We start from the raw sequence: 4,481 nt of genomic DNA, 5'->3' as shown, positions 1-4,481 counted from the left end.
ACGGATTATGAGTCCGCGGCTCTAACCAACTGAGCTACCGCCCCCGGTGTGTCGGCACCATGGTGCCATGACCGTCGGCTGAACACCGCCCGACCTACGGCATCGTCGCTGTCCTGAGACGAGCCCACTGCCGCACTGGCACCCTTGGCCCGAGGCACTACGGTGGACACCGTGAAGCATCTCAATGTCGACGGAATCGGGCCGGTCAGTCGCATCGGGCTGGGCACCTGGCAGTTCGGTTCGCGCGAGTGGGGCTACGGAGACCGCTACGCCTCCGGCGCCGCCCGCGACATCGTGCGGCGCGCCCTGGACATGGGAGTCACGCTGTTCGACACCGCCGAGGTCTACGGGTTCGGCAAAAGCGAACGGATCCTCGGCGAGGCGCTCGGCGCCCGGCGCACCGAGGTGGCGGTCGCCAGCAAGATCATGCCGGTCGCGCCGTTCCCGGCGGTGGTCAAGCAGCGTGCGCGGGCCAGCGCGCGCCGGCTGCAGCTCGACCGGATCCCGCTCTACCAGGTCCACCAGCCCAACCCGGTGGTTCCGGACTCGGTGATCATGCCGGGCATGCGCCAGCTGCTCGACCGCGGCACGATCGGCGCCGCCGGCGTCTCGAACTATTCGCTGTCGCGTTGGCAGAAAGCCGACGCCGCGCTCGGTCGGCCGGTGATCAGCAACCAGGTGCACTTCTCCCTCGCCCATCCGCAGGCCCTCGACGAGCTCGTTCCGTTCGCCGAGCGGGAGAACCGCATCGTGATCGCCTACAGCCCGCTGGCGCAGGGACTGTTGGGCGGCAAGTACGGTGTCGACAACCGGCCCGGCGGCGTCCGCGCGGTGAACCCGCTGTTCGGCACCGAGAACCTACGCCGGATCGAGCCGCTGCTGCAGACGTTGCGCGACGTCGCCGCCGAGGTCGACGCCAAGCCGGCCCAGGTGGCGTTGGCGTGGCTGATCAGCCTGCCCGGCGTGGTGGCCATTCCGGGTGCGTCCAGTGTCGAGCAGCTCGAATTCAACGTCGCCGCCGCCGACATCGAGCTGAGCACGGCTTCCCGCGACGCGCTGACCACCGCTGCCCGCGCGTTCCGGCCGGTGCCGCCGGGGCGCTTTCTCACCGACACGGTGCGCGAGAAACTCCGGCGCTGATGCGGCTCGGCGGCGCTGCCGATCCACGGCCGCCACCATGGAAACCATGTCTGCCACAGCAGTTTCCGGGTCGAGTCGGTGTACGGTGTGCCCGCCTCACTCGAAAATTGCGCAAAAGCCCTGGTCGGCGCTCGCGTCGAGCAGAGCTATTCGTCGAGTGTGCGGTTTGCTACGCCAGCGCCGGCGCGTCGCGTACGAAATCGCACACTCGACAGATTTTCCGGCGCTCACACCGGGGCGCAGCCCCCTTGAACGCTCGCAGCGACAAACTCGGGGACACAAAGGACACAAAGGACACAAAGGACACAAAGGATTTGTCGCTGCGAGCCGGGCATCGACGAACATCCCGGCCCGGAGAAACTGCTGTGACTCATGTGCCCCCGTGACTCATGTTGCAGTCGACCGCGGCCCGTGTGACGCTCGCACCTACGCTAATCCCTTTTGCGCCAACGAAAATTATGGCAGGGGCACCATGCGGCTATAGTTGACGCGCCGCGGTGCGTTCGATGCAGCTGCCTGCGGGCGCGGCTGGTGCTGAAGAGGAGATCTGGTCATGAGGACTTCACGGACGGCGGCCGCTGCCGCGGTGGCGACTGTGCTGCTGGGATTGTCGGCGGCCGGCTGCCACAGCCGCTCCACGTCGTCACCGGCTGCCCCGACCGACACCGGCCACGACTCGGCGAGCGCCGCGGCGCCGGAGCAGCCGAGCACCTACACCGGGCTGCTGATCCGCGCCCAGGACATCGACGCACCCGTCACCTTCACGGCAAGTCCGCCGATCCAGGATCCCAACGGCCAGCAGGGTGCGGCGACAACGTTCAGCGACGAGGACGGCAGCCACGTCATCCGCGACACCATCCTGATCTTGCCGGATCCCGCGGCCGCGGCGAATGCGCTTGACGCGGCGAAAGATTCGCCACCCGGCTCCGTCACCGCGGCGCCCGTCCCGGTGCAGGTCGGCGCGGGCGGCACGATGACCTCAGGCGACTTACCCGACGGGTCCAAGGGGTTCACGGTGCTGTTGTTCACCCAGGGCCGGGCGTTCGCGACCCTCGAATTCGACGGTCCCAAAGGCGTACCCGCGCCGAAGGACTTCGTCGTCGATGTGGGCCGAAAACAAGACGCCGCAATCAAGGACGGGCTCCCCGCCTGACAGGCCGGCGCGCCGCGGCCGCTGTCCGTGCGTCGCAGCCCGACACCAAGCGAACCTATACCGTGCGGGCCAGCCGGCCGGCCAGCAGCTCGGCGAATCGAGCCGGGTCGTCCGGTGCTCCGCCTTCGGCGAGAAGCGCTGTCCCGTAGAGCAATTCCGCCGTCTCGGTGACCTCGGCGAGCGCAGCGTCGTCCCCGGCCCGCTTGTGCGCCTCGCGCAGGCCGGTGACGAGTGGATGGTTCGGGTTGAGTTCGAGGATCCGCTTGCTGGCCGGAACGTCCTGCCCGGAGGCCCGGTAGAGGCGGGCCAGCGCCGGGGTGATCCCGAACGCGTCGGTGATCAGGCAGGCCGGCGACTCGGTCAGGCGGGTGGACAGCCGCACCTCCTTGACGTGCTCGCTCAACGTCTCCTTCAACCAGCTCAGCAGGTCGGCGAACTCCTTCTGCTGCTCCTCGCGCTCTGCCTCGCTGGTGTCCTCCTCGCCGTCCAGGTCCACCTCGCCCTTGGCCACCGACTGCAGCGGCTTGCCGTCGAACTCGCTCACCATGCCCACCCACACCTCGTCGACCGGGTCGGTGAGCAGCAGCACCTCGTAGCCCTTGGCCTTGAACATTTCCAGATGCGGCGAATTCACGATCTGCTGACGGCTCTGCCCGGTGGCGTAGAAAATCTGTTGCTGCCCGTCCTTCATCCGCTCCACGTAGTCGGCCAGCGTGGTGGGTTCGTCGTCGCTGTGCGTCGACGCGAACGACGCGATGCGCAGCAACTCGTCCCGGTTGTCGACGTCGGAGAGCAGGCCTTCCTTGACGACCCGGCCGAACTGGGCCCAGAAGGTGCGGTAGTCCTGCGGGCGCTGGCACTGCAGATCCTTGATGGTGGCGAGCACCTTCTTCGTCAGCCGGCGGCGGATCGCCTTCACCTGGCGGTCCTGCTGCAGAATTTCGCGAGAAACGTTGAGCGACATGTCCTGTGCGTCGACAACACCCTTGACGAAGCGCAGGTAACCGGGCAGCAGGTCGTCGCAGTCGCCCATGATGAACACCCGCTTGACATACAGCTGCATGCCGGTGTGCGCATCACGCTCGAACAGGTCGAACGGGGCGCGCGACGGGATGAACAGCAGCGCCTGATACTCGAAGGTGCCTTCGGCCTTCATCACGATGACCTCGAGAGGGTCGTCCCAGGCGTGCGCGATGTGCCGGTAGAACTCCGTGTACTCCTCTTCGGAGACGTCGTCTTTGGGCCTGGCCCACAACGCCTTCGTCGAGTTGAGTGTCTCGATCTGGGTGGTCACGGTCTCTTCGCCGCCGTTCTCGGCGGGCGTGCGCCGCTCGATCTCCATCCGGATCGGCCAGGCGATGAAATCGGAGTACTTTTTGACCAGGTTGCGGATCTTCCACTCCGCGGTGTAGTCGTAGAGCTCGTTGTCGGTGTCCTCGGGTTTCAGGTGCAGGGTGACCGACGTCCCCTGCGGCGCCGCGCCGTTGGCTGCGTCGACGGTCTCGATGGTGTACGTGCCCTCACCGCTGGACTCCCACCGGGTCGCCGCACTCTCGCCGGCCTTGCGGGTCACCAACTCGACCCTGTCGGCCACCATGAACACCGAGTAGAAGCCGATCCCGAACTGACCGATCAGCTCCTCGGAGGCGGCTGAATCCTTGACGTTCTTGGCCTCGCGCAGTTGCTCGCGCAGCTCGGCGGTGCCCGACTTGGCCAGGGTGCCGATCAGGTCCACGACCTCGGCGCGTGTCATACCGATGCCGTTGTCGCGCACGGTCAGGGTGCGCGCGTCGTTGTCGCGCTCGATCTCGATGTGCAGGTCGGAGGTGTCGACGTCCAGATCCTTGTTCCGGAACGATTCCAGCCGCAGCTTGTCCAGGGCGTCAGAGGCGTTGGAGATCAGCTCCCGCAAAAACGCGTCCTTGTGTGAATAGACCGAGTGGACCAGCAGATCCAGCAGTTGCCGGGCCTCCGCCGCAAACTCCAGCTGCTCGACACGCACGTTCATCAGACTCCGTTCGAGATGGAATGTGTCGACGAACCGGGGCTGCTGTGCGGGGCGGGCCGGACCCCGCCCGCGACCAACAGGGTTCGCCGGGACTCAAGAATATCGACGCGAACCTCCCACAGTCACCAGACCTCCTGTTACCGGTCCGCGGGGTGGGCAAGAAGGTCGAGGCCGGGAGAT

The 4,481-nt window shown here is 66.8% G+C and carries 3 protein-coding genes; 2 read left to right on the top strand and 1 reads right to left on the bottom strand.

Features of this window, described 5'->3' with window-relative positions; all coding sequences use genetic code 11:
* Positions 1–171 precede the first annotated feature (171 nt).
* Positions 172–1,140: an aldo/keto reductase gene (locus ABDW21_RS16290; RefSeq protein WP_343710745.1), complete on the top strand. Its 969-nt coding sequence runs from the start codon at positions 172–174 to the stop codon at positions 1,138–1,140.
* 553 nt (positions 1,141–1,693) lie between these two features.
* The gene (locus tag ABDW21_RS16285) at positions 1,694–2,293 is read left to right on the top strand and encodes a hypothetical protein (protein WP_343603284.1); all 600 of its coding nucleotides are present in this window, start codon (positions 1,694–1,696) and stop codon (positions 2,291–2,293) included.
* Between the two features lie 55 nt (positions 2,294–2,348).
* On the opposite strand, the gene htpG is transcribed toward ABDW21_RS16285, so the two are convergent.
* The gene (gene htpG / locus ABDW21_RS16280; protein ID WP_343710744.1) at positions 2,349–4,301 is read right to left on the bottom strand and encodes a molecular chaperone HtpG; all 1,953 of its coding nucleotides are present in this window, start codon (positions 4,299–4,301) and stop codon (positions 2,349–2,351) included.
* Between the last annotated feature and the right edge of the window lie 180 nt (positions 4,302–4,481).

It is taken from the genome of Mycobacterium sp. (genome assembly GCF_039583805.1).
GTDB lineage: Bacteria > Actinomycetota > Actinomycetes > Mycobacteriales > Mycobacteriaceae > Mycobacterium.
Note: the sequence above shows the minus strand (reverse complement) of the source record. Positions and strands in the feature narration are given on the sequence as shown.